At 57.1% G+C, this 24,516-nt stretch carries 20 protein-coding genes and 1 pseudogene; 8 read left to right on the top strand and 13 right to left on the bottom strand.

Annotated elements, in window-relative coordinates; genetic code table 11:
• Positions 1 to 170: 170 nt before the first annotated feature.
• Together ybaL and RT197_RS10320 are read right to left on the bottom strand one after the other, a co-directional pair.
• Positions 171 to 1,847, bottom strand: a complete 1,677-nt coding sequence (ybaL, locus tag RT197_RS10325) for a YbaL family putative K(+) efflux transporter (RefSeq protein ID WP_312950025.1) — start codon at positions 1,845 to 1,847, stop codon at positions 171 to 173.
• 357 nt (positions 1,848 to 2,204) lie between these two features.
• Positions 2,205 to 3,416 (bottom strand): MFS transporter, encoded by a 1,212-nt coding sequence (locus RT197_RS10320; protein ID WP_312950023.1) that lies wholly within the window; start codon positions 3,414 to 3,416, stop codon positions 2,205 to 2,207.
• A 172-nt stretch (positions 3,417 to 3,588) separates the two neighbouring features.
• Between RT197_RS10320 and ushA the strand changes: the two genes are divergently transcribed.
• Positions 3,589 to 5,241, top strand: a complete 1,653-nt coding sequence (gene ushA / locus RT197_RS10315) for a bifunctional UDP-sugar hydrolase/5'-nucleotidase UshA (protein ID WP_312950021.1) — start codon at positions 3,589 to 3,591, stop codon at positions 5,239 to 5,241.
• 117 nt (positions 5,242 to 5,358) lie between these two features.
• On the opposite strand, the gene ybaK is transcribed toward ushA, so the two are convergent.
• The 3 genes from ybaK to copA form a co-directional block, all read right to left on the bottom strand.
• On the bottom strand, positions 5,359 to 5,838 hold the full coding sequence (gene ybaK, locus RT197_RS10310; RefSeq protein ID WP_312950019.1) for a Cys-tRNA(Pro)/Cys-tRNA(Cys) deacylase YbaK: 480 nt from the start codon (positions 5,836 to 5,838) through the stop codon (positions 5,359 to 5,361).
• A 198-nt stretch (positions 5,839 to 6,036) separates the two neighbouring features.
• Entirely contained in the window at positions 6,037 to 6,831 is a 795-nt protein-coding gene (locus RT197_RS10305) for a TraB/GumN family protein (protein ID WP_312950017.1), read from the bottom strand.
• A gap of 65 nt (positions 6,832 to 6,896) precedes the next feature.
• The gene (gene copA / locus RT197_RS10300; protein WP_312950014.1) at positions 6,897 to 9,398 is read right to left on the bottom strand and encodes a copper-exporting P-type ATPase CopA; all 2,502 of its coding nucleotides are present in this window, start codon (positions 9,396 to 9,398) and stop codon (positions 6,897 to 6,899) included.
• 97 nt (positions 9,399 to 9,495) lie between these two features.
• Between copA and cueR the strand changes: the two genes are divergently transcribed.
• Positions 9,496 to 9,900 carry a Cu(I)-responsive transcriptional regulator gene (gene cueR, locus RT197_RS10295; RefSeq protein ID WP_312950012.1) on the top strand — a complete coding sequence of 135 codons (405 nt, stop codon included), beginning with the start codon at positions 9,496 to 9,498 and terminating at the stop codon, positions 9,898 to 9,900.
• Here cueR and RT197_RS10290 read toward each other — a convergent pair.
• From RT197_RS10290 to tesA, 6 genes are all read right to left on the bottom strand, one after another.
• Entirely contained in the window at positions 9,863 to 11,098 is a 1,236-nt protein-coding gene (locus RT197_RS10290; RefSeq protein WP_312950010.1) for a hypothetical protein, read from the bottom strand. The genes cueR and RT197_RS10290 overlap by 38 nt on opposite strands.
• Positions 11,099 to 11,181: 83 nt before the next feature.
• Positions 11,182 to 11,646 carry an NfeD family protein gene (locus RT197_RS10285; protein ID WP_312950008.1) on the bottom strand — a complete coding sequence of 155 codons (465 nt, stop codon included), beginning with the start codon at positions 11,644 to 11,646 and terminating at the stop codon, positions 11,182 to 11,184.
• Positions 11,643 to 12,560, bottom strand: a complete 918-nt coding sequence (locus tag RT197_RS10280; RefSeq protein WP_176917485.1) for an SPFH domain-containing protein — start codon at positions 12,558 to 12,560, stop codon at positions 11,643 to 11,645. The genes RT197_RS10285 and RT197_RS10280 overlap by 4 nt, the downstream gene beginning before the upstream one ends.
• 76 nt (positions 12,561 to 12,636) lie before the next feature.
• Positions 12,637 to 13,491, bottom strand: coding sequence for a co-chaperone YbbN (locus RT197_RS10275; protein ID WP_312950000.1), 855 nt, complete (start codon positions 13,489 to 13,491; stop codon positions 12,637 to 12,639).
• A 57-nt stretch (positions 13,492 to 13,548) separates the two neighbouring features.
• On the bottom strand, positions 13,549 to 14,319 hold the full coding sequence (locus RT197_RS10270) for an SDR family oxidoreductase (RefSeq protein WP_312949998.1): 771 nt from the start codon (positions 14,317 to 14,319) through the stop codon (positions 13,549 to 13,551).
• Positions 14,320 to 14,347: 28 nt separating this feature from the next.
• Positions 14,348 to 14,974, bottom strand: coding sequence for a multifunctional acyl-CoA thioesterase I/protease I/lysophospholipase L1 (gene tesA, locus RT197_RS10265; RefSeq protein WP_312949997.1), 627 nt, complete (start codon positions 14,972 to 14,974; stop codon positions 14,348 to 14,350).
• Here tesA and ybbA point away from each other — a divergent pair.
• The 6 genes from ybbA (at position 14,942) to RT197_RS10235 (ending at position 23,043) form a co-directional block, all read left to right on the top strand.
• Entirely contained in the window at positions 14,942 to 15,628 is a 687-nt protein-coding gene (gene ybbA, locus RT197_RS10260; protein ID WP_312949995.1) for a putative ABC transporter ATP-binding protein YbbA, read from the top strand. The genes tesA and ybbA overlap by 33 nt on opposite strands.
• Positions 15,625 to 18,039, top strand: a complete 2,415-nt coding sequence (gene ybbP, locus RT197_RS10255) for a putative ABC transporter permease subunit YbbP (protein ID WP_312949993.1) — start codon at positions 15,625 to 15,627, stop codon at positions 18,037 to 18,039. The genes ybbA and ybbP overlap by 4 nt, the downstream gene beginning before the upstream one ends.
• Positions 18,040 to 18,255: 216 nt before the next feature.
• Positions 18,256 to 19,080, top strand: coding sequence for a MetQ/NlpA family ABC transporter substrate-binding protein (locus RT197_RS10250; protein ID WP_312949992.1), 825 nt, complete (start codon positions 18,256 to 18,258; stop codon positions 19,078 to 19,080).
• 59 nt (positions 19,081 to 19,139) lie between these two features.
• Positions 19,140 to 20,156, top strand: a complete 1,017-nt coding sequence (sfbB, locus tag RT197_RS10245; RefSeq protein ID WP_312949989.1) for a virulence-associated ABC transporter ATP-binding protein SfbB — start codon at positions 19,140 to 19,142, stop codon at positions 20,154 to 20,156.
• Positions 20,149 to 20,808, top strand: coding sequence for a methionine ABC transporter permease (locus RT197_RS10240; RefSeq protein ID WP_312949988.1), 660 nt, complete (start codon positions 20,149 to 20,151; stop codon positions 20,806 to 20,808). Before sfbB ends, RT197_RS10240 begins: the two co-directional genes overlap by 8 nt.
• A gap of 327 nt (positions 20,809 to 21,135) precedes the next feature.
• The gene (locus RT197_RS10235) at positions 21,136 to 23,043 is read left to right on the top strand and encodes a M48 family metallopeptidase (RefSeq protein ID WP_312949986.1); all 1,908 of its coding nucleotides are present in this window, start codon (positions 21,136 to 21,138) and stop codon (positions 23,041 to 23,043) included.
• Between the two features lie 26 nt (positions 23,044 to 23,069).
• Here RT197_RS10235 and mnmH read toward each other — a convergent pair whose 3' ends face one another.
• A complete protein-coding gene (gene mnmH / locus RT197_RS10230; RefSeq protein ID WP_312949983.1) occupies positions 23,070 to 24,149 on the bottom strand; it encodes a tRNA 2-selenouridine(34) synthase MnmH in 1,080 nt (359 codons plus the stop codon).
• A gap of 63 nt (positions 24,150 to 24,212) precedes the next feature.
• A pseudogene (locus tag RT197_RS10225) lies at positions 24,213 to 24,371 on the bottom strand (hypothetical protein); the annotation flags it as partial.
• Between the last annotated feature and the right edge of the window lie 145 nt (positions 24,372 to 24,516).

Below are 24,516 nucleotides of genomic sequence, written 5' to 3'. Positions count from 1 at the left end.
TATGTCATCGTTACGCAGACCGAGTCGTTCAAATAACCTGGCCCGAGGCACTTACTGCCCCCTCTCCCTTGAGGGAGAGGGCTGGGGTGAGGGGGAGCTGATGAAATAAGGTAAGTACCGGGAAAGCAACCGGCACCCAGCCCCCATAAAAACACAAACCCTTATCCCGCTTAACCCGTCACCGCTTCTTCCAGCGGGGGCTTGCCCAGCAGCGTCAGCATCGTATTAGCAATCTCACGCTCGCCCATCACCACCTGATTCGCGCCGCGTTCGGTGATGTAGTCCACCTCATCGTCATAATGCGCGCGGGCGATAATCTCGATATTCGGGCATTTCTCCCGCGCTGTCGCCACGATCTCACCAGCTTCATAGCCGTTCGGAATCGTCAGCAGCAGCCAGCGGGCGCAGTCCAGATGAGCAAGATTCATAATTTCTTCATTGGCGGCGTTGCCCAGCACCGCGCGAATACCGCGTTCCCGCAGTTCATCCACGCGGGTGCGGGAGGTTTCCACTACCACCAGTGGGATACCCTCTGCCATCAGCTTCTCGCCGAGCAGGCTGCCGACGCGACCAAAGCCGACCAGCAGGGCGTGATTACAAATATCCACCGGGATCTGCTTCTCTTCTTCCGTCACTTCTTCCAGCGTCTGTTCTTCCAGCGTTTCGGTCTTATCAAGATAACGCTCAAGAATGGCGAACAGCACCGGGTTGAGCATAATCGACAGAATAGCCCCCGCCAGCACCAGGTTTTGTCCGGTCTGCGGCAGCAGATCCAGCGCCATGCCCAGCCCAGCGAGAATAAACGCAAACTCACCGATTTGCGCCAGGCTGGCGGCGATGGTCAGCGCGGTACGCGGCGAGTGGCCGAACATCCGCACCAGAAAAAATGCCGCTACCGATTTACCAAAAATAATAATCGCCAGCGTACCGACCACCGCCAGCGGCTGCTCCAGCAGGATCATCGGATCGAACAACATCCCGACCGACACGAAAAACAGCACCGCGAAGGCGTCGCGGAGCGGCAGGGTATCGTGTGCAGCACGGTGGCTTAGCTCTGACTCGTTCAGCACCATTCCGGCAAAGAACGCGCCCAGCGCGAAGGAGACGTCAAACAGTTCAACCGCGCCAAACGCGATGCCCAGCGCCAGCGCCAGCACGGAGAGCGTAAACAGTTCGCGGGAGCCGGTCGCCGCGCTGCGCGCCATGATCCACGGTACCAGGCGACGGCCCACCAGCATCATAATGGCGATAAACGCCACCACCTTGCCGATGGTGATCCCCATATCCAGCGACAGCGATGCCAGCCCGACGTTGCCTTTTTCCATCATGCCCGCCACCGCAGGCAGCAGCACCAGCGTCAGCACCATCACCAGATCTTCAACAATCAGCCAGCCGATGGCGATTTGCCCGCGCTGGCTGTCGATAAGCTGCCGCTCTTCAAGCGCACGCAGCAGCACCACGGTACTGGCGGTAGAAAGACACAAACCAAAAACGATGCCGGTCATCAGCGACCAGTCCATCAGTGCGGCAAGCCCCATTCCCAGCAGCGTAGCGACCGCTATTTGCGCAATCGCACCGGGAATGGCGATGGACTTTACCGCCATTAAATCCTTAAGAGAGAAATGCAGACCCACGCCAAACATCAGCAGGATCACGCCGAGTTCCGCCAGTTCAGGTGCCAGCTTGGTATCGGCAACAAAACCCGGCGTAAACGGCCCCGCCAGAACGCCCGCTAATAAATAGCCCACCAGTGGAGAAATACGCAGTTTATTGGCAAGCATGCCGAGGATAAAAGCGAGCACAAGGCCGCCGACAATGGTGGTAATAAGCGGTGTGGCGTGATGCATTCCGTCTCCTTTCATTCAGGTGTGGATCCATTTTTGGCCTGTACCCGTCACACTTCAAGTTGCCTGTGCGTTGGCTGGGCTCACTCACCCCAGTCACTGACTGGAGTAAGCCCCGGGGCTTCTCTTGCTTGCCGCCTGCATGCAACTCGAATTATTTAGGGTGTACAAACCAAAAACCCGAGTAATAGTTTATGACAAAATGAGTCATCTTGTAGATGAATTATTGTTGAATTTTGAACAAAATCGGGATCTGACGGCTTAAAAGCACAGAACGAAAAAATTCAGGCTTCACGTACAGGTAAGAGGCGTAAATACAGGGGGAGGCAGCGGCCAAAAAAAGAATTTGGCCGCGAAAAATTACGCTTTGTGACGATTATCAGGCAGGAATATCGTTAACATCCCCAAAAGCGGCAGGAAAGCATAGATTTTATAGACCAGATCGATACCGTGATGGTCGGCAATCACCCCCAGCACCGCCGCGCCAAGCCCGCCCATACCAAAAGCAAACCCGAAAAACAGGCCGGAAACCATACCGATACGCCCCGGTAACAGCTCCTGCGCATAAACCAAAATGGCAGAAAAGGCCGATGCGAGGATAAAACCAATAATCACCGTTAAAACCCCCGTCCAGTACAGGCTGGCCCAGGGCAAAAGCAGGGTAAAAGGTGCCACGCCGAGGATAGAGCCCCAAATCACATATTTACGGCCAATTTTATCGCCCACCGGCCCGCCAATCACCGTTCCAGCCGCGACGGCAAACAAGAACGCGAACAGGTGTATTTGCGCGTTTTGCACCGAAAGCCCGAACTTTTGCATCAGATAAAAGGTGTAATAGCTGCTAATGCTCGCCATATAGAAGTATTTTGAAAAAATCAGGATCAGCAGCACTGAAACGGCTAACACAATCTTATTGCGCGGCAGCGGATTCATCACTGGCGTTGATACTTTGCCTTTATTCACACGATGCTGTCCGGCATACCAGCGGCTGACCTGCGCCAGCACCACAATCGCCAGCAGCGCGGCCAGCACAAACCAGCCCACGTTCCCTTTACCGTACGGCGCGATAATCACCGCCGCCAGCAGCGGGCCGAGCGAACTGCCGAAATTGCCGCCGACCTGGAATATGGACTGCGCCAGCCCGTGGCGTCCGCCGGACGCCATACGCGCCACGCGGGAAGATTCAGGGTGGAAAATTGACGAGCCGGTGCCGACCAGCGCCGCCGCCAGCAGGACGGTCGCAAAGCTCCCCGCCAGCGCCAGCAGCACCAGCCCACTCAATGTAAAGCACATGCCGATGGGCAGTGACCACGGCATCGGATGCTTATCCGTCCAGTAACCGACCACCGGCTGGAACAGCGATGAAGCAAGCTGGAAGGTCAGGGTAATCAGGCCGATTTGCACGAAGGTCAGTGAAAATTCAGCCTGCAAAAGCGGGTAGATCGCCAGAATCAGCGACTGGATCATATCATTCAATAAATGGGAAAGGCTGATTGCGCCCAGGATACGGAATGCGGTACGGTTTTTCTGCGGCGGCGCGGAGGCCTCCGGCAATGGAGAACTGATAGCCATAGGTTTCACTTTTCTCTGTTGTACAGTGCAGGAGTTTATCTGATGGTAATTATTATCCCGCTAAGATACCTGCCAGAAAGAAATGAAGGAAGTCGCATTCTGCAAACAAAGTTGTCTACTATTTGATAAAGCGGTAATTTCGCCACTACATATTTTAGTCAGGGAGAGGAACATGACGTTTTTGAAACGGGGCTTAGCGCTGGCAATGCTGGCGGCCTGGACGCTGGCAAGCGTGCCAGCACAGGCTTATGAGCAGGATAAAACCTACAAAATCACTATTCTGCATACCAACGATCACCACGGTCACTTCTGGCGCAGCGAATACGGCGAATATGGCCTCGCCGCGCAAAAAACACTGGTTGACAGTATTCGCAAAGATGTGGCGGCGGAAGGCGGTAGCGTGCTGTTGCTTTCCGGCGGCGACATCAACACCGGCGTGCCGGAGTCTGACCTGCAGGACGCCGAGCCAGATTTTCGCGGCATGAACCTGGTCGGCTACGATGCGATGGCGGTGGGCAACCATGAATTCGACAACCCGCTTAACGTCCTGCGCCAGCAGGAAAAATGGGCAAAATTCCCGTTCCTTTCCGCCAATATTTATCAAAAAAGCACCGGCGAGCGTTTATTTAAACCCTGGGCGCTGTTTAAACGCCAGGATCTGAAAATCGCCGTCATCGGCCTGACCACCGACGATACGGCGAAAATCGGCAACCCGGAATACTTCACCGACATTGAATTTCGTAAGCCAGCAGACGAAGCGAAACTGGTCATTCAGGAACTGAATGAAACAGAGAAGCCTGATTTTATTATCGCCGCCACCCATATGGGGCATTACGATAACGGCGAGCACGGCTCTAACGCGCCGGGCGATGTCGAAATGGCGCGCAGTCTGCCCGCCGGATCGCTGGCAATGATTGTCGGCGGTCACTCGCAGGACCCGGTTTGTATGGCGACAGAAAATAAAAAGCAGGTGGATTATGTGCCCGGAACGCCGTGCGCGCCGGATCGTCAGAATGGGATCTGGATTGTTCAGGCGCATGAGTGGGGCAAATACGTTGGCCGCGCCGATTTCGAATTCCGCAACGGTGAGCTGAAGCTGGTGAATTATCAGTTGATCCCGGTCAACCTGAAGAAGAAAGTCACCTGGGATAACGGCGAAAGTGAACGCGTGCTGTATACCCCGGAAATTGCTGAAAATCCGCAGGTGCTGTCGATGCTGACGCCGTTCCAGAACAAAGGCAAAGCGCAGCTGGATGTGAAAATTGGTAATGTCAGTGGCAAGCTGGAAGGCGACCGCAGCAAAGTCCGCTTTGTACAGACCAACCTGGGGCATCTGATCCTCGCGGCGCAAATCGCCCGTACCAACGCAGATTTTGGCGTGATGAGCGGCGGTGGCATTCGTGATTCCATTGAGGGTGGCGATATCACCTATAAAAACGTGCTCAAAGTACAGCCATTCGGTAACGTGGTGGTGTATGCCGATCTGAGCGGGCAGGAGGTGATTGATTACCTCACCGCCGTCGCGCAGATGAAGCCGGATTCCGGGGCGTATCCGCAGTTTGCTAACGTCAGTTTTGTGGCAAAAGACGGCAAGCTGAGCGATCTCAAAATTAAAGGCGAAGCGGTCGATCCGGCGAAAAAATACCGCGTGGCGACGCTAAGCTTTAACGCCACCGGCGGCGACGGCTATCCGCGTCTGGACGATAAACCGGGCTATGTGAATACCGGCTTTATTGATGCGGAAGTGCTGAAGCAGTTTATCCAGCAGAACTCACCGCTGGATGTTAACGCCTATGAGCCTAAGGGCGAGGTAAGCTGGCAGTAAGGCTGGCGGGTGGCGTCCTGCTACGGGACGCCGCCGTTTACTGATATTTGTCAGGAATATCCCTGACCTGTAACGTCCGGGTGATCCTTGCCACATTAAATCGTCTTTTTCTGCCGCTTAATCCCGGCGGGCAATTTCTGCAAAGGTGGCGTTCAGCGTTTTGGCTAAATCACTGGCTGCCAGTTCAATATCCAGCCCGCGTTTGCCGCCGGAAATAAAAATAGTAGGGAAATCTTTCGCCGGGGCGTCAATCAGCGTCGGCAGGCGTTTTTTCTGTCCCAGCGGGCTGATTCCACCGACCAGATACCCGGTTGTGCGCTGGGCGATTTGCGGATCGGCCATGTCGACTTTTTTTGCTCCCAGCGCTTTAGCGACTTTTTTTAAATCCAGCTGGGTTGCCACCGGTGTTACCGCGACCGCCAGATTTTTCGCATCGCCATTTACCGCAACCAGCAGCGTTTTATATACCCGGTCCGCATCCAGCCCCAGCTTGCTTACTGCTTCGTCGCCAAAGTTTGTTTCGCTGGGATCGTGATCGTAGGCGTGGATATGAAAGGAAATCTTTTGTTTTTCAAGAAGCTTAACGGCAGGGGTCATGGTCATCCTTACAAGCAACAAGCCAATAATACCCTAAGCTTACGCCTGAAACCGCACGAAAAAATAGTACAATCTTGCTTATTAGTATTGGCAGTAACGATGCTTTGAGCGACAATTTAAGCACCCGGAGTTCGCTCCGGCATAATAATAAAGATGAAATTCCTCTTTGACGGGCCAATAGCAATATTGGCCATTTTTTTACGCCATCATTTCCGGCAGGCTGCCTTCGCCATACAGATGCAGCGCGCCGACGGCGACCACATAGCGTCCGGCTGGCAGCGCGTGGAGAAAATCGCGCCAGGCGCGGTTACGCTGATGCATCAGCACATCATACAGCCCTTCGCTAAAGGTGTTCGGTAACGTGACGCCCGGCCTGGCAGGCGGGCGCTCCAGCCACCAGCCGATCATCATCTGCAATAGCCGTGCGTTGGTGTGCCAGTGGGTAAGGGTATCTTCCAGCAGCGCCATGCCGTTATCCGGCAGCGCGCAAAGCAGTGCAATTTGCCGCGCCGCACCTTCCAGTTCAATAATCCTGATCCGTTCAGACTGCGCCACCTGCAATAGCTGATAATCAACGCCGTATTCCGGGCGCAGGCCGAGCTGCTGCGCCTGGGTCGCCTGCAACGCCATCGCGATTTGCCACAAAGGCTGGGTGCTGAAAAGCGCAAGCGATAAGCCAAGATCGCTGGCCCGCTTCTCCAGCGCATGAAGCTGCTCCTCGCCCAGTCGCTCTTCCAGCGGCGCAAAAACGGGCAGGTCGCGAAAGGGCGTTTCGCTGTCGGCGACATTGGCTTCGACAATTAACGCGTCCGCCTGCTGAATTTTTTGCAGCAGCCGGGCGGGAAGAGGGGACATATCCTGCGTCCCCATATGAATACTGCCCACCAGATGAAATTCGCGGTTGCCCGGCAGAGAGATATCCAGCGCGGGCCAGGAATAGTGATTGCCACGCAGCTTACGCCACACTATTTTCAGTCGGTTAAACAAACTCATGTGAACTCCGGTGGCGTAAAATCACATGCTAGCGCGCGTTATCTCCTTGTGCAAACCGGTAATCATTATGCCTTCGGCGTAAACCGCAGCAGCCGGTTCGCGTTGCTGACCACCGTAATTGACGACAGCGCCATCGCCGCGCCCGCGACCACCGGGTTGAGCAATGTCCCGGTGAGCGGCCAGAGGACCCCCGCCGCGACCGGTATCCCCAGCGAGTTGTAGATAAACGCGCCCAGCAAATTCTGCTTCATGTTACGCAGCGTGGCGCGGGAGATCGCCAGCGCGTCTGCCACACCCATCAGGCTATGGCGCATCAGGGTGATGGCGGCCGTTTCAATGGCTACATCGCTGCCGCCGCCCATTGCAATGCCGACTTCCGCCTGGGCCAGCGCCGGGGCGTCATTAATCCCGTCGCCGACCATCGCCACCCGGCGACCTTCGCGCTGGAGTTTTTTAATGGCGTCGGCTTTGCCGTCCGGCAGAACGCCCGCAATCACTTCATCAATGCCCGCTTCTTTAGCAATGGCGCGTGCGGTGGTTTCGTTATCGCCGGTCAGCATGACCAGCCGGTATCCCGCCTGATGCAGACGCGCCAACGCCGCCACGCTGTCATTGCGTAGCGGATCGCGAATGGCGAACAGCGCGGCGGCCCGACCGTCAACGGCCAGCAGCACCGGCGTCGCGCCTTCAGCGGCCAGGGCATGGAAATCGCTTTCCAGTTCACCGGTCGCGACAGATTGTTCATTCAGCAGCGCCTGATTGCCCAGCAGCAGCGCGTGCCCTTCAACCTGACCGCTAACGCCCTGCCCGCGCAGGGTGCGGAAGCCGTTCACCTGCGGCAACGCGCTGGCCTGTGCTTTTTCGATAATCGCGCGGGCCAGCGGGTGGTTTGACCCCTGCTCCAGCGCCGCCGCCAGCCGTAGCGCCTGCGCTTCATCCATTCCGCCCGCCGTTTTTACCGCGACCACCTGCGGTTTACCTTCGGTCAGCGTGCCGGTTTTATCGAACACCAGCGTATCCAGGGTGCTGGCCCGCTGAAGCGCGTCGGCATCGCGCACCAGCACGCCGAATTCCGCCGCGCGCCCGACGCCTGCAATAATCGACATTGGCGTGGCGAGACCCAGCGCGCACGGGCAGGCAATAATCAACACCGTCGTGGCGATCACCAGCGTATAGACGATTTGCGGAGCCGGGCCGAAAAAGTACCAGATAGCCGCGCTGAACAGCGCAATCGCCACCACCACCGGCACAAAAACCGCCGAGATCTTGTCAGCAAGCTGGCCGATTTGCGGCTTGCTGCTTTGCGCCTGACGCACCATGCGTACAATGCGCGCCAGCGTTGTCTGACTGCCAACGGCGCTGGCCTGAAACAGCACGCTGCCGTCCTGCACTACGGTGCCCGCGTGAACGTCATCCGCGACGCCTTTTTCCTGCGGCACCGGCTCCCCGGTCAGCATGGCTTCATCGAGCCAGGCCTCGCCGTGGGTGATTTTACCGTCAACCGGCACCCGGTCGCCGGTGGTCAGGCGCAGGATCATCCCTGGCGCAACGTCAGCCAGCGGCACCTCTTTTTCGCCCTCGTCTGTCACTACGCGGGCGACGGGTGGCGTCAGATCGAGCAGTTTTTCCAGCGCTTTAGAGGAGCGCTGACGCGCCCGCGCTTCCAGCATATGGCCAAGGTTTATCAGGCCGATAATCATCGCGCTGGCTTCATAATAAAGGTGGCGTGCTTCCATCGGGAACCACTGCGGCCACAGGTTGACGCTCATTGAATAAAGCCATGCCACGCCGGTGCCGAGCGCGACCAGCGTATCCATCGTCGCGGTGCGGTTACGCAGGCTTTTCCACGCGCTGCGATAAAAATGTCCCCCGGCAAAAATCATGACCGCGAGGGTAATCAAACCTGTCACCAGCCACAGGCTACGGTTGGCGTCGGTGACAATCATATTGTCACCCACCATGCCCCAGATCATCACCGGAATACCAACCGCCAGGGCGACAATCGCCTGCCAGCGGAAGCGTTTCATGGTGGCGACGGCGGTTTCCTGCTGGCGCTCGCGGCGTTTGACATCGTCTTCAATGGCCTCTGCGCCGTAGCCCGCGTTCTCTACCGCCTGGACTAATTCAGCGGCGGACGCACTGCCCATGACCAGTGCCGTGCGTTCCGCCAGATTGACCCGTGCCTGCGTCACGCCCGGTACGCCCTGCAACGCGTTTTGCACCCGGGACACGCAGCTGGCACAGCTCATCCCGCTTAACAGCAACTGCAGACTGTCATCGTCGGGCTGGGCTGCCGGAAGCTCTGGGGAAACCGCTGTCGGCGCTTCCGACGGGATTGATGACTCCGTCAGCGGTTCAGATTTTGGGTGGCGTAACTCCGCGCCGTAGCCCGCCTGTTTGATGGTGTCAATCAGCGCGTCGGCGCTGGCGCTGCCGGTCACGTGCGCTTCAGTAATGGTGACGTCCGCCTGCTCAACGTCAGGGCGCTGCTCAAGACTTTCCTTCACCCGTTTAACGCAGTGGCCGCAGGAAAGGCCGTCCAGCGTCAGGTCGATTGTGTGAGACATATTCAAACTCCTTCAGGATCGATTGATCTTTGTCACGACTTTAGCTAATGCTTAATAAGGTTAAACCTTCCCGCAAGGGGAAGGTCAAGGGGGAATAATGAATATCAGCGACGTGGCGAAAAGAACAGGCTTAACCAGCAAAGCAATTCGCTTTTACGAAGAGAAGGGGCTGGTCACGCCGCCGCTGCGCAGCGAGAACGGTTATCGCAGCTACACCCAGCAGCATATTGAAGAGCTTACGCTGCTGCGCCAGGCGCGGCTGGTGGGCTTTAATCTCGAAGAGTGCGGCGAGCTGGTGGATCTGTTTAACGACCCGGCCCGCCACAGCGCTGACGTGAAAAAGCGCACGCTGGAAAAAGTGGCCGAGATTGAACAGCATATCGTGCAGCTTCAGGAGATGCGCCAGCAACTGCTGACGCTGGCGGAAAGCTGTCCCGGCGATGACAGCGCCGACTGCCCGATTATTAATAATCTGGCGGGTTGCTGTCAGCATCGGGTTTAAGCGCCCGCTGGCGGAAATAGTCATCCACCAGCTGGGTGAAATCGGGGCGATAACCGTCGTCGTCAATCAGAAACTCGACAAATACATCGTCCACCTGCCTGCAGGGGCGCTGTGCCAGCAGTGAATATGCCTGATAACGTAAATCAGCGTCGCTTTGCCCGGCGATGAGGCAGGCGAAGGGCATAAACAGCGAGGACTGAGTGTAGTAAAGCGCCTGCAACAGCGCGCGCAGTTCATTGTGGTCATACTTCGCCAGGTCGTCCATCGTCCTGCGCACTCGCTGTTCGCTCAGATCGCCTGCTTCAACAATCGCTCCGGCTGCGCTGATATCCGGCCAGCTGGCAGCGCTTTGCATGAATGGTGCAGGCCAGGGGAAAGCGTCCTGACTTTGCGCGTTGCGCAATGACTCAGCTTGCGCCGGAGTCAGGCGTTGCGGAGTGGGTAAAGGCGGCACGCCCTTAATCAGCTCGGCTTCGCTCAGCGACTGACCGTTGAAAAATTCCAGCCGTTTTTGCTGATCATAAAAACGGTACGCGGGCGCAATCACCAGACTTTTCAGCGGACGCTGCTCCAGCGCCGCCGCGCAGGCTTTGTGGTGGCCGTCGAGCAGCGCGCAAAGCCAGGAATCGGTAAAATACCAGGCGATGGCGCGGATGTCTGGTTTATCACGGTAGAAGTCGGCACGCGCGGGGTTAAAATGCGCTGGCGACTGCGTTGGCAGCAAATAAAGCGGCCCGGCAGTGTGGTATTCCAGCTCCCGATCCCAGGTGCTTACCGTCGCGGGGTTGCGCGTTTTTTGCTGCGGGACGGCCCAGAAAAAATGCCCGTTACCGTCCGACGGGTAAAGCGTGCGATCTTCAAGCGAATAATAGCCGGAAGGCAGCAGGGTAAACAGGGCTTCAAGATGCGAGAAAGAGGTCGCCAGATCGACAAAAGGCGCGTTCCAGCGGGCGAGTGATGACAGAAACTGCGCGGCACCGTCGCTGCCTGCATCAAATCCGGCTGAGACCATGCCCGCACAGGTCGGGCATTCATCCGGCCACAGGCGGATCAGCGGCGTGTCCTGCCAGGTTAACGTATAAAGCCCGGCGGCGCATTGTTCCCGCAGCAATCTTTTGCCGTGGCGGACCGCAAAAATGATCCCCGTCGGCGTCTGTTTAATTAACCTGACGGTGGTTTCTTTTTTCCACAGGCGCATTCACTTTCCTTTTGCTGACCGTGAGTTAACGTTTGTTAAGGTTAACTCACGGCAAACGGATAAATCATCCTGCTGTTAAACCGTTAGCGTAAAGGAGGTAATGCCCTGATTTTTAGGGTGATGCCTTCTACGGCGATAACTTCTACCGACGTGCCAGCAGCAAGATCTTCATCCGCGCTGACCATCCATGAACTGTCGCCAACGCGCATATGCCCGCGTCCGCTAACCAGCGTAGTCTCCAGCGTAAAGCGGCGACCAATTAACTGGTTGCCGCGCTGATTAAGCTGGCTGTCGGCCGGTTTCTGCTCGCGCACGCGCTGCGCCAGCCATCGCCACCATAACCACGCGGCCAGCAGAGTCAGCAGGGCAAACATCAGCCCCTGCCATTCCCAGCCTAACGGCAGAACCCAGACCACCAGTCCGACAATCACCGCTGCAACGCCGCTCCAAAGCAGATAGCCATTGCCGCCAAGCATTTCAGCGGCGAGCAGCAGCCCGCCGAGACTTAGCCAGAAAACGTGCGGATGCGCCAGAATGAGTTCGATCATAAGCGTTTCCGCTCGCTGGCGCTGTCTTTGATCAGTTCGCTGATCCCGGCAATCGACCCCATCAGGCTGCTGGCATCCAGCGGCATCATCACCACTTTGCTGTTATTTGCCGAGCCGATTTTTTGCAGCGCTTCGGTGTATTTCTGCGCCACAAAGTAGTTCACTGCCTGAATATCCCCGGCGGCGATGGCTTCAGACACCATCTGTGTGGCGCGAGCCTCCGCTTCAGCCGAACGTTCACGCGCTTCAGCCTGTAAAAATGCCGACTGACGCTCGCCTTCCGCCGTCAGGATCTTTGACTGCTTTTCACCTTCCGCTTTAACGATTTGCGCCTGGCGGATCCCTTCCGCTTCGAGAATATAGGCACGCTTGGTACGTTCTGCTTTCATCTGCGCGTTCATCGCGTCGATCAGCTCCGCTGGCGGGCGCACGTCGCGAATTTCGATACGGGTGATTTTGATGCCCCACGGGTTGGTGGCTTCATCAACGATGTGCAGCAGGCGGGTATTGATATTGTCGCGCTGGGAAAGCATTTCATCCAGCTCCATGGAACCGAGCACGGTACGAATGTTGGTCATGGTCAGGTTGATGATCGCCAGCTCCAGATTGCTGACTTCATACGCGGCTTTTGGCGCGTCGATCACCTGAATAAAGCACACCGCGTCAATAGACACGTTGGCGTTATCTTTAGAGATAATTTCTTGCGAGGGAATATCAAGCACCTGCTCCATCATATTGATCTTACGACCAATCCGGTCCATAAACGGCACCACCAGGCTTAGCCCCGGTTGCAGCGTGGTGGTGTAGCGACCAAAACGTTCAACCGTCCATTGATAACCCTGTGGAACAATTTTGACGCCCGCGAAGACAACAATCAGCGCCACCAGAATGACGACGGGAATAACAATTAACATTGACCTAACCTCCTGTTATGAATCATTCAACTCTATCGTTAATCCGCCGTCCCTAAACAGTCCAGAAACGGACTAATTAATAGAGCAGCGAATAAAGCTTACGGCGATACTGGCTGGCAAGTGCATCGCCCGTGCCCAGCGCCGCGAGGATCTCCTGAAGCATCTTACGCGCCTGACCGTCTGCTGCCCCGAGATCTTTTTGCAGATGGCTGAATAGTAACGCCAGCGCCTCTTCATTACGACCTACCTGATGTAGCTGTAGCGCCAGCTGCGAGGCCAGCGCCGCATCTTCCGGGTTCTGCGTAACCTGTTGCTGAAGCTGCTGGATCTCCGGGGTATCGGCAGCCTGTTTCAGTAATTCAATCTGCGCGACCAGCCCCTGATAGCGGGTATCCTGATCCTGAAGCGGAATGGTTTTCAGCACCGCTTCGGCATCGTCCGAACGGTTGAGCGCGATTTGCGTTTCCGCCAGCAGCAGGCCAATTTCGCTGTTCTGAGCGGAAAGCTGCCAGGCCTCTTTCAGCAGCGGCAACGCCTCGGCGTGTTTCCCTTCTTCAATTAACTGGATCGCCTGCTGCGCTTTAAGTTCTTCTTCGCGCGGCAGGACTTTTTCCAGCAGGGCACGAATGGCGTCTTCTGGCTGCGGCCCCTGGAAGCCGTCAACCGGCTGACCGTTCTGGAACAGATAAACCGTCGGGATCGCGCGCAGACCGAACTGGGAGGCGATCATCTGCTCCGCGTCGCAGTCCAGTTTTGCCAGAATAAACTGGCCGTTATACTGCGCGGTAAGACTTTCCAGCACCGGCGTCAGTTGCTGACAGTGCTGGCTGCGTTCGGACCAGAAATAGAACAGCACCGGCACGGTCATCGACTGTTCCAGCGTCTGTTGCAGGTTCGTTTCGTTAATATTGACGATATTCTGTACGGACATAGAGCACTCTCTTCAATGATTTTTTTAATACATGGGGGCCAGCGCGTGGGCTTCAACTCACCCCTGCAAAATTTTATCCATCAGGCGGCCCGGCAGCAGGCGCTTCAGCACGCTCACCGCGTGCGTCACCAGCGTGACGGGATAGCGCATTTTCGGATGGGCGCTGGTAAAAGCATGGCGCACTTTTTCGACCACGGCTTCTGGACCGAGGGTAAAACGGGCGGCGATGCCCGGATTTTCTACCGGTTTATCGCGCCGGGTCTGGTTTACGTTGTCGGTAAAACGGGTGCGGATGGGGCCAGGCTCGATCAGGCTGACCCGGATGCCAGTATGGCGCAGCTCCATACGCAGCGCGTCTGACCAGGCTTCCAGCGCGTATTTACTCGCCGCATAGGCTCCGCGTCCCGGTGTGGAGATCAGCCCCATCACCGATGACGTCATGACGATGCGCCCTTCGCCGTGCGGGATCATCGCGGGCAGCAGGCGCATGGTCAGCTGGTGCGCGCCAAAAAAGTTGCTGGAAAACTGCTGTTCTAACTGTTCGCGGCTGACGGTGGTCAGCTCACCATAAACGCCGTAGCCCGCGTTATTGAAAATCCCGTACAGGCGGTTGCCGGTCAGGGCGATGATCTCATCGGCAGCGCGATCCACGCTCTGTGGCTTATCCAGATCCAGTAAAATTCCCGTCAGCCCCCGGCTGGTCATCAGCGCCACGTCATCCGGCTTGCGGCAGGCAGCAAGCACCTGAAACCCCAGCCGCTGGAGTTCAAGCGCGCTTTCCAGACCAATGCCGCTGGAACATCCTGTTATTAAGACTGATTTTTGCATAACTTTACCTGATTGCGCCCCTGAAGGATTAAGACTCATGATTTACTAAGGGTGCCAGTCGCGTCGCCATCCAGTCCGCAATAAACGGCTGGGCGTCGGGATTGGGATGGATGCCATCTTCCTGCATCCATTGTGGTTTCAGATAAACCTCTTCCATAAAAAACGGCACCAGAGGAATATCAAACTCGGCGGCGAGCTTTGGATAAATCGCGCTGAAGGTCTCATTATAACGACGACCATAGTTAGCGGGCAGGCGAATTTGCATCAGCAGCGGCTGTGCGCCTGCGGCTTTGACGTCCTGCAAAATTTTGCGCAGCGTCGCTTCGGTCTGCTGTGGCTGGAAACCACGCAGGCCATCGTTGCCGCCAAGCTCCACCAGTACCCAGCGTGGTTTATGCTGTGTAAGGAGGGCGGGCAAACGCGCCAGCCCCTGCTGCGAGGTATCGCCGCTAATGCTGGCGTTGACCACTGACGTTTGCGGCTGCCATTTTTTGTTCAGCAGCGCAGGCCAGGCGCTGGTTGCCGCCATGCGATAACCGGCGCTCAGACTATCACCCAGAATCAACAGCGTGTCTGCTGCGGCAGCGCGGAAGCTTAACAGAAAAAGAAACAGGAACGGCAAATGCCAGCGGAAAACATTGTTGAAGTTCATCATCTTAAGAAGTCCGTCGGTCAGGGTGAGCATGAACTATCCATCCTTACCGGAGTTGAGCTTATTGTCAAACCATCCCAGACCATCGCCCTGATTGGCGAATCCGGGTCCGGTAAATCAACGCTGCTGGCGATCCTCGCCGGGCTGGACGACGGTAGCAGCGGCGAAGTGTCGCTGCTGGGGCAGCCGCTGCATAAGATGGACGAAGAGGCGCGGGCGGCGCTCCGCGCGCAGCACGTTGGCTTCGTGTTTCAGTCCTTTATGCTGATCCCGACGCTCAACGCGCTGGAAAACGTCGAGCTGCCCTCGCTGCTGCGCGGCGAAAACAGCCGCCAGAGCCGCGTCCAGGCCAAAGCGCTGCTGGAACAACTGGGGCTGGGGAAACGTCTCGATCATCTTCCCGCGCAGCTTTCCGGCGGCGAGCAGCAGCGCGTGGCGCTGGCCAGAGCCTTTAACGGCCGCCCTGGTCTGCTGTTTGCCGACGAGCCAACCGGCAATCTGGATCGCCAGACCGGGGATAAAATTGCCGACCTGCTGTTCTCGCTCAACCGCGAACACGGCACCACGCTGATCCTCGTCACTCACGATCCCCAGCTTGCTGCGCGCTGCGACCGCCGTCTGCGGCTGGTTAACGGTCAGTTGCAGGAGGAAGCATGATTGCCCGTTGGTTCTGGCGCGAGTGGCGCTCTCCTTCGCTGCTGATCGTCTGGCTGGCGCTAAGCCTGGCGGTCGCCTGCGTGCTGGCGCTGGGCAATATCAGCGATCGAATGGAAAAAGGCTTGAGCCAGCAAAGCCGCGATTTTATGGCGGGCGACCGGGCGCTGCGCAGTTCCCGCGAGGTCTCCCCGGCCTGGATCGCCGAGGCCCGCAGGCTGGGGCTGAAAGTGGATGAGCAAATCACCTTCGCCACCATGACCTTTGCCCGAGACACGCCGCAACTGGCGAACGTCAAGGCGGTTGGCGATCTCTATCCGATGTACGGCGAGCTGCAAACCGATCCGCCCGGCCTGAAACCTGCGGCGGGAACGGCGCTGCTGGCCCCCAGGCTGATGGCGCTGCTGGCGCTGAAGCCCGGCGATTCTATCGACGTGGGCGACACTACGCTGCGTATCACCGGCGAAGTGGTGCAGGAGCCGGATTCCGGTTTCAATCCTTTCCAGATGGCCCCGCGTCTGCTGATGAACGTGGCGGACGTGGCGAAGACCGGGGCGGTGCAGCCCGGCAGCCGGGTAAGCTGGCGTTACAAATTCGCCGGTACGCCGTCACAGATTGCGGCGTATGAAAAGTGGCTGCTGCCGCAGCTTAAGCCGGAGCATCGCTGGTACGGGCTGGAGCAGGATGAGGGCGCGCTCGGCAAATCGCTTGAGCGCTCGCAGCAGTTCCTGCTGCTTTCGGCGCTATTAACGCTGCTGCTGGCGGTGGCTGCCGTGGCGGTGGCGATGAGCCACTACTGCCGCAGCCGCTACGATCTGGTGGCGATCCTCAAAACCTTAGGCGCGGGCAGGGCGCAGCTTCGCAAGCTTATCATCGGGCAGTGGGTGCTGCTGATGCTGCTGGCGGTCATCACCGGCGGGGCGCTGGGGCTGCTGTTTGAGCAGGTATTAATCATCCTGCTTAAGCCGGTGCTTCCGGTGGCGCTGCCTGCTGCCAGCCTGTGGCCGTGGCTGTGGGCGACCGGTGCGATGACGGTCATTTCTTTGCTGGTGGGCCTGCGCCCGTACCGGCTGCTGCTGGCCACGCAACCGCTGCGCGTGCTGCGGCGCGACGTGGTTGCCAGCGTCTGGCCGCTAAAAATTTATCTGCCGGTGGTCACGGTTGTGGTGGTGGCGCTGCTGGCGTGGCTGATGGGCGGCAGCACATTGCTGTGGGCAGTGCTCGCCGGGGCGCTGGTGCTGGCGCTGCTGTGCGGCGTGCTGGGCTGGATGCTACTCAGCGTGCTGAAGCGCCTGACAATTAACGCGCTGCCGCTGCGTCTGGCGGTAAATCGCCTGCTGCGCCAGCCGTGGTCCACGCTCAGCCAACTGGCGGCGTTTTCACTCTCCTTTATGCTGCTGGCGCTGTTGCTGGTGCTGCGCGGGGATTTACTCGACCGCTGGCAGCAGCAGCTTCCGCCGGAGAGTCCCAACTATTTCCTGATTAACATTGCCAGCGAGCAGGTGGAGCCGGTAAAAGCGTTCCTCGCCAGCCATCAGGTGACGCCGTCAACGTTTTATCCTGTCGTGCGCGCCCGTCTGACGCAGATTAACGGTCAGCCGACGGAAGGAAATAAAGACGAAGCGCTTAACCGCGAGCTGAATCTGACCTGGCAGAGTCACAAGCCGGATCATAACCCCATTACCGCCGGACACTGGCCGCCAGCGACAGGCGAGGTGTCGATGGAGCAGGAGCTGGCGAAGCGGCTGGATATCAGCTTAGGCGATAGCGTCACGTTCACCGGCGACACCCAGGATTTCACCGCAAAAGTGACCAGCCTGCGCAAGGTGGATTGGGAAAGCCTGCGGCCCAATTTCTACTTCATCTTCCCGCCGGGAACCCTTGACGGGCAGCCACAAAGCTGGCTGACCAGTTTCCGCCAGGACAATGGCAACGCCATGCTGACGGAGCTGAACCGGGCGTTTCCGACCATCAGCCTGCTGGACATCGGCGCGATCCTCAAACAGGTCGGACAGGTGCTCCAGCAGGTCAGCCGGGCGCTGGAGGTGATGGTGGTGCTGGTGACGCTGTGCGGCGTGCTGTTATTGCTGGCGCAGATTCAGGTCGGGATGCGTCAGCGGCATCAGGAACTGGTGGTGTATCGCACCCTGGGAGCCGGAAAGCGCCTGCTGCGCACCACGCTGTGGTGTGAGTTTGCCCTGCTGGGACTGGTGGCGGGCGCGGTGGCCGCTATTGGCGCGGAAACCGCGCTGGCGGTGCTGCAAACCCGCGTTTTCGACTTCCCGTGGGAGCCGGACTGGCGGCTGTGGGTGGTGCTACCGTTCTGCGGCGCGGTGCTGCTGTCGCTGTGCGGCGGCTGGCTGGGGGTGCGGTTGCTGAAGGGGCGGGCGCTGTTCCGCCAGTTCAACGGCTAACAGGGACACGCGCCGGTCTCCTTACCGGCGCGTGTCCCTAATCCATAATGCTTCGCCGTTCAGTGACATACTTCAAAACATCATGAAATAATTTCAATTACGCCAGTTAGCAGATTATGCCATCTTAGATTACCCCTCTGCTCGCCAGGGGAAAAAGAAGCGCGTCGCATTGTACGGCGCGCGCACGGCAAGACAACATTCGATCCAGGAGTCGTTATGAGATCCCTCCGCATCGCCACCGGCGCATTACTGCTGGCCTGTGGTTTACAGTTTGCTCACGCTAACAGCGACCCGCACACCATTGTTTTCGGCGTTGCGCCGGGGCCGTATGGCGACATGGTGAAACAGGCGATTGCCCCTTCCCTGAAAGACAAAGGATATAAGGTTGTGGTTCGCGAATTCAGCGACTACGTGCAGCCGAATATGGCGCTGTCGAACGGCAGCATCGACGCTAACCTTTTCCAGCACACGCTCTATTTTAATAAATTCACCGCTGATAAAGGGCTGAAGCTCAGCAACCTGATTACCGTACCGACCGCCGGAATGGGCTTCTACTCGCGTAAAATTAAAAGCCTCGACGAGCTGAAAAAAGGCGATGTGATCACGCTGTCTAACGATCCCACCAACCTCGCGCGCGGCCTGCGATTCCTGCAATCGCTGGGGCTTATCACCATTAAAGAGAATATCGATCCGACCAAAGCTTCCGAGCGTGACATCGCCAGCAACCCGAAAGGACTGGTGTTTAAACCGCTGGAAGCCGCGCAGCTCCCGCGCACGCTGGACGGCGTCACCGCCTCGCTGGTAAACGGTAACTTTGCGGTAGCGGCGGGTCTGGATCTTTCCAGCGCCATCAAGCAGGAACAGCTCGACGAGAATCTGAAAAATATCATCGCCGTGCGCAGCGAAGATGCGGACAAACCGTTCGCCAAAGATATTGTGACGGTAGTGAAATCTCCGGCTTATCGTGCGGTGATCGATGATCCGAAAAATATCTATAGCGCGTTCCAGAAACCCAGCTGGATGACGGCTGAAAAACAGTAAGCGTCCGGTTGATCAAAAAGGGCAGCCTGGTCTGCCCTTTGTGCATTTCTGAGGTTGGCATGATTGAAATAGAAAAGGTCTGCGTGGATTTCACCGCTGGCCGCGCATCACCCACGAGGGCGGTGGATGAGGTCAGTTTACGCATCGCGCCCGGTGAAATTTTTGGCATTGTCGGCACCAGTGGGGCCGGGAAAAGCACCCTGCTGCGCACGCTGAATGCGTTGACCCGTCCGAGCGCAGGCTACGTTAAAATCAACGGCGTGGAGATTTCCGCGCTGGAAGGCAGCGATCTCCGCAAGGCGCGTCAGCGCATTGGCATGATTTTCCAGCATTTTAACCTGATGCACACCCGTACCGTGGCGCAGAACGTTGCCTTCAGCCTGAAGGCGGCGGGCTGGGAGCGCAGTAAAATCGCCCCGCGCGTGGCGGAGATCCTCGAACTGGTCGGCCTGGCGGATAAAGCCGGGCGCTTTCCGGTGCAGCTCAGCGGCGGGCAGAAACAGCGGGTCGGCATCGCCCGCGCGATTGCTAATCACCCGGATGTGCTGTTGTGCGATGAACCCACTTCGGCGCTGGATCTGGAAACCTCCGCCACCATTCTGACGCTGTTAAAGCAGATCAGTCAGCAAATGGGGATCACCATCGTGCTGATCACCCATGAGATGGACGTGATCAAAACGATCTGTGACCGGGTCGCGGTGATGTCGGCGGGCAAAGTGGTGGAGCAGGGCGAGGTGTTCGATGTTTTTGCCCATCCGCAGCATCCGTTTACCCGGCAACTGGTGTCGCATACGCTGAACCTTACGCTACCGGAGCGCCTGCATCAGCACCTGCCGGGGCAACTGTTGAAGATCCTGTTTATCGGTGATTCTGCCGAGCAGCCGGTACTTTCTGAGGTCGCGGTTAAATTTGGCGTCGCGGTGAATATTCTGCACGGCAAAATCGAGTACATCGCCGAACGTGCGCTGGGCATTCTGGTGGTGCAGCTTACCGCGCCGGGCAATCCCTCAGCCGTTGACGCGGCGGTGGAGCATATTCGTCATCGTACCGCCCAGGTGGAGGTGATCCGTGGATGATTTATTACCTGATTTAACGCTGGCGTTTAATGAAACGTTCCAGATGCTCGGCATCTCGACGGTGCTGGCAATTATTGGCGGCCTGCCGCTTGGCTTCCTGATTTTCGTCACCGATCGCCATCTGTTCTGGCAAAACCGCGTAGTTTACCTGTTCACCTCGGTGCTGGTTAATATCATCCGCTCGGTGCCCTTTGTGATCCTGCTGGTACTGCTGCTGCCGCTGACCCAGTTCCTGCTGGGCAACACCATTGGCCCGATTGCCGCCTCGGTGCCGCTGTCGGTTGCTGCGATTGCCTTCTACGCCCGGCTGGTTGACAGCGCCCTGCGCGAAGTGGACAAAGGCATTATTGAAGCGGCGGAAGCCTTCGGGGCCAGCCCGATGCGCATCATCTGCACCGTCCTGCTGCCGGAAGCCAGCGCCGGACTGCTGCGCGGCCTGACGATTACGCTGGTGAGTTTAATCGGCTACTCGGCGATGGCCGGGATTGTCGGCGGCGGTGGGGTAGGGGATCTGGCGATCCGCTACGGCTATTACCGCTACGAGACGGAAGTGATGATCGTGACCGTCGTGGCGCTGATTATCCTGGTGCAAATTGTGCAAATGCTGGGCGACTGGTTGGCGCAGCGGGCGGACAAACGGGATCGGCGGTAGTAAAAAGCGGCCTGATTAGCCATGTTAATCGGGCCGCACCTCTTAGGTTTTTATATTTTCCTTCTCTCCTTTAATATTCGGTAAGTGAATTTAATTTAAATTTTATATTCATCCCATCACTAAAAAATCCAGAAATAGTCCTCTGCCAATCAAGTGGAAGTTAATAATTATTCATAATACACTTAACGAGAATTCGTTATTAGGCTGCGTAGCAGCGTGTAAATGGACTTTTAGCTTATGGAAATGAAAAGTATTAATGGGGTTTTTGTTATCCCTGCGTTGATTATTATTTATGGATTGCTGCAGTACTGGAGAGTTAGCGATCTCATGGATGCTGCCTGGCTCCATCCCAGTGTCGACGCTGCCGTCATTATTCTTCGCGGTAAATTAGCGCAAAGCAGCATATGGGCAGGGGGGATCGCTATCGTCATTAGCGGCGCAGCGCTGGTACTGTGTCATTCCAGAGGCGTGAAATCGCGTATTTCGCAGGATATGCTGATTACCAGTTTTACCCTGTGCCAACGAGTCCTCCCTTTTATTATGGTTAGCCAGATCGTTTTTTGCGGGCTGGGCGTTGTTTTGCTGGCGCTTTCGGAAGTGGTATGGTTTATCACGCACTTTTCAATCAACGGTGGCAGTTTTAAGGTGTTGATAATTGTATTATGTGCGATTGGCTCCGTTCTCTGGATGTTGGTAAAAAGCCTGGCATCAATAAAAAAATGTTTTGCTCTTTTTAAACCGGAGGATCACCCGATTCGCGGCAGTAATGTCACCCAATCACAGGCGCCGGAGTTGTGGCAATGGGTGAAAGAACTGGCGCAGCGCGGCGCGGTCACGGTGCCGGATAATATTGTCGTTGGCTTTTTTGATTGCTTTTATGTCACCGCAAATGCAGTGCAAATTGTTGATGGCCCGCGTCTTACCGGCAATACGCTTTATTTCCCATTAACCTATTCATCGTTAATGGATAAAGAGGAAATGGCCTCGGTTATTGGACACGAACTGGGGCATTTTACCGGCATGGATACGCAGTACAGCCTGAAATTTGCACCTCTCTATGCGGGCTTGTACAACAGCCTTAATCAACTGATGAGTCATTCCCCAGGCGTGTCATACATTGACCGGGTGGTGCTGTATCCGGCGTTGTGCGTAGGTTGCAGCTTTCTGACGCGCTTTCATGAAGCGGTCAGCCACTGGAGCCGGAGCCGTGAGTATGCCGCCGATGAAACCGGCGCGCGCGTCGGCACGCCGCAGGCTCTGGCTTCTGCCCTGCTGCGCGTTTCAGCGCTAAGTGAAATTATCGATCGGCATGTTGAAACGTTATTCGATGAGAAGCAGCCCACCGATGACTGGATCGCCAGCCTGTTTCGCGTCGCGCAAAAGTCTGACACGCTCGACATCAGTGCGTGCCTGGAAAATGTTTCGCAGCATCCGACGGATAGCCACCCGGTAACGCGTTCGCGCATTGAGGCGCTTGGCGTGCCCCTGGATGATACGCTGCTAAGCAGAGCTTCACGCCGGGTTAACGAGAGCGATTACCAGGCCGCCACTCAGTTATTTTCCGCACAGCAGACGTTATCTGTGGCGATGACGCAGGAAATCGCGCAGGAGGTCAATCAGTTACGCGAACAGTATCACAAGGAAATGGTCGAGCAGGCGCAGCAGGCCACCGAATCCTTGACATTTTATGGTGCGGAAACTGCCGTATGGATGTGGGGAGCCGGTCTGGGCATTATGAGCTTAGCGACAGGTCTGATGATAGTCGGATTAATGTTTGTCGATTCAAAACCTGTGCCTGCGGGTATTATCACTATTGCGCTGGGGCTGATCGCCTTTGGGCTTGTTTGCGGTTTTATTGGCTGGGTTTCTTTTCGTAACAGAAATAAAGCATTATTTTCCCTGACCGAAAAAGATCTTACCAGTGTGGATCTGACTCGCCCGGTTCTTCTCACCGATATTGAAGCCTGCGAAGTTGTCGAAAAAGGCGGGGGACCTTTTCACATTTATTTTTACTGGCGCGACGGCAGCCCCGCTCCTGAACTTTCGCCAACCCGTAGCGCCTTCAGCGATGTTGATATTTCGGTTGAAGAGCGGAGAGTTTCAATCTCTGTTACCGGCTATTTACGTAAACAGGTTGGCAAAAAGACAGTCAGTATGAACGCTTCGCAGGCACGTGAACTCCTGGATCAGTATTTTCGCTCGGCCTATGCCCGCAAAGAGATTAACGAGGGGTAAGTTCAGTTACGGGGCGTATCGCCCCGTTATTCTTCTCCCAGCCATCTCCTGACTTCCATCCCCGTTCCGCGAAACACAATCTTCTCCGCTTTTTTCTCAAGCTGATAGCGGTACATCGGATCGTAATACTCCTCCAGCAGCGGCACCAGCCAGGAAAAGTGGGCGTCGGTATTGCCGCTGGCGTGCTGACTGACGAGGGCCGCCTCCAGCCGCGATGTTAACTGCGCAAAGCGTTCCAGACCGAGACGGCGACGGATGGCGAACAGGCCGTGATGCAGGTATTCACGGTATTCCTGCCAGCCCTGCTCTTCCCCGAACGCCTGGGTGAACTCCCGGTGCATCCGTAAAAAATACTCTTCCCGCAGGCGTTCGAGCCGCAGTTCAAACGGATCTTCCACCACCACGATCGGGGATTGCGCCATTCGCGCGCGCAGGCATTCCGGCAGATGGTTTGCGCCGATCGTTTGCCCTTCATCTTCCAGTACCCAGCGCACCGACGGACGGGCTTTTTTCAGCAGTGCAACCGCCAGATGATTTTCAAAGGTGGCCTGCTTGTGCTGTGCCTGCAAAGTGCGGCCGAAGGAGGAGCCGCGATGGTGCGCCAGCCCTTCGAGATCGACTCCACAGGCGTGCTCGCGTACCAGATGCGTCTTGTTGTTGCCGGTACAGCCGCCGACAAGAACGATCGGATGCTGCACCAGCTCTTCCGTCGCCTGCATCGCGGCCTGGCGCAGCGCCTTATAGCCGCCGGGGATCAGCGGGTACTCCACGCCGTGTTCGCGTAGCCAGTGCTGAACGATATGCGAGCGCTGCCCGCCGCGCGCGCAGCACAGATAGCCCTGCGGAGCCTGCTGACAAGCGGCGATCCACTCCCCAATGCGGCGCGCGCGTGTCTCCCCGGACACCAGTTTGTGACCCAGAGCCAATGCCGCCTCCGGCCCCTGTCGTTTGTAGCAGGTGCCCACCGCCGCCCGTTCCTCATCAAACATTAACGGCAGATTGCGCGCGCCGGGCATCGCGCCCTGCTGAAATTCGACCGGTGCGCGCACGTCAATGAGCGGCGTATCGGCAGTGAGCAGGGCGCAGAGTGGAGATTGCTGGATCATAAAAAATGCCTCAAAAAACGGAGTTGCCCATTCTACGCGTCGTTGCCGATAGTTTATTGATTTTTAACCACCTGTTCTGTCCAGGTCGCGCAGAAATCCAACCGCTTCCGGCTGGCGCCGACGGAATAAATCGACGATGTCAGTGACCGCTTTACCGGAGTGTTTTTTATGCCACGCCAGGCTTAACGCTGAAGGCGGGCGCATGGAAGGGATGGTAAAACTCCTTCAGGAGAGGGAACCGCCCGATAGTGCGATGGGATTTGTCACCCGGCTCAGTCTGAGTGATCCACTCAACTCTAACCGTGGTACGCACTACTCCCTCTCCCTTTGGGAGCGGGCCGGGGAGAGGGGCGTCAGGGGGACGATA

Source organism: Superficieibacter sp., assembly GCF_032071645.1.
Classification (GTDB): Bacteria; Pseudomonadota; Gammaproteobacteria; order Enterobacterales; family Enterobacteriaceae; genus Superficieibacter.
The sequence above is the reverse complement of the archived record's forward strand: the minus strand, read 5'-3'. Positions and strand labels throughout refer to the sequence as shown.